A 1,427-nucleotide genomic window follows, 5' to 3' on the forward strand; every position below is an offset into this window, starting at 1 on the left:
GCCGGCGGCCTGGGGATCTGCGACAGCCTGGACGCCCTGCAGGTGGCCAGCGCGGCGGACGGGCCCCAGGCGCCGGGCCGCCGCCTGGGCGACGTGGAGGCACGCCGGCATCTGCCGGGTGTGGCCCTGCACCGCATCGCCTCGGCGAAGACGGCGCGCGAGCTGGTGCTGACGCTCACCTCCCAGGGTTGGGACGTGGCGGGCGCCGGCGATCTGGCATGGCGCGCGGAAACGATCGAGACCTACCTGCCGCCCGCATTAGTGGCCGCGTTGCAGGCCGAGGCGCCGCAGCTGCTGGACACCCTGCGCGAGCGCGGCTGGGCCGACCACGGCGCAGGCCATTGGAATCCGGGCAGGACCGCATCGCCGCACTTGCCCATCGCACCCGAAGCCATCGTCGCGCAGAGCGTGGCGGCCGTGCGCGAGGGGGCCGCCATCGTGCACCTGCACACGCGGGACTGCAGCGGCCAGCACCCGGTGCACGTGCCCGGGGTGGCCGTGCCGGTGCGCCTGGGGCGGCAGGCCAACCACATCGACGAAGCGCAGTACGCGGCGATCGTGCCCCGCCTGCACCAGGCGGCGCCTGCCGCCATCCTGAACCTGTCCACCAGCGTGCGGGGCGGCGCCGCCGACTTCGAAAGCCCCGTGCGCCGGGTGCATCTGCGGGCCTATGGTGCGCAGCAGCGCGCGCCGGAGATGGGCTCCTTCAGCCCCGGGCCGGTGGTCTTCCAGGCGGGGGGCGGCTATGAAAACCCCCCGGCCTTCCTGGCGGCGCAGATCGCGCACTGCCGGCAATGGGGTGTGCGGCCCGAGGTGGAGGTGTTCAACGGCGCGATCCTGGACGGCGCTCTGGGGCCCTATCAGGCCGGCCTGCGTTCGGTGGGTGGGCCGGTGCTGTTCATGCTGGTGGTGGGGGTGGACCAGCACCGGCGCCTGCCCGAGGGCGGGGTGCAGGACGACTCCCTGTTGCCGGTGCAAGAGCGCAAGGACATCCTGCGCCTGTTGGCAGAGGGCTCTGCAGAGGCCTTCGAACAGGCCCTGGCCCAGGCGGTGGCGCGGCTGCGGCCGGTGGTGGCGCGCATCCGCGCGGAGTGCCCCGGCGCCAAGGTGTCCGCCCTCGTGCCCGGCCCGATGATCGTGCTGCTGCCGCGCCTGGCTGTGGCCCTGGGCCTCGACGGCGTGCGGGTGGGCCTGGAAGATGCCCTGAACGTGCCGGATCCCGAGGTGGCGGGCGGCTGGCGCCGCGGCACCACGGCGGAGCAGGTGCGCTATGTGCGCGAGCAGTTGCAGGCCCTGGGGGCCACGGTGTTGACGGCCGAGGAAACGCGCGTGGCGCTGGACATGCCCCACCCCGATGTGGCGCTGCTGCAGGCCGCGATCGCCCGGCTGCAGCCGCTGGCCGCGCCGTGCCGCTGGACCGCCCATCA

1 protein-coding gene is annotated in these 1,427 nt (G+C 74.4%); it reads left to right on the forward strand.

What is annotated here, in order from left to right; translation table 11 throughout:
• The coding region (locus AC27IQ_RS24555) for a 3-keto-5-aminohexanoate cleavage protein (RefSeq protein ID WP_487091144.1) at window positions 1-1,427 on the forward strand (1,427 nt) is incomplete at both ends.

It is taken from the genome of Acidovorax sp. KPB24-07, assembly GCF_057543315.1.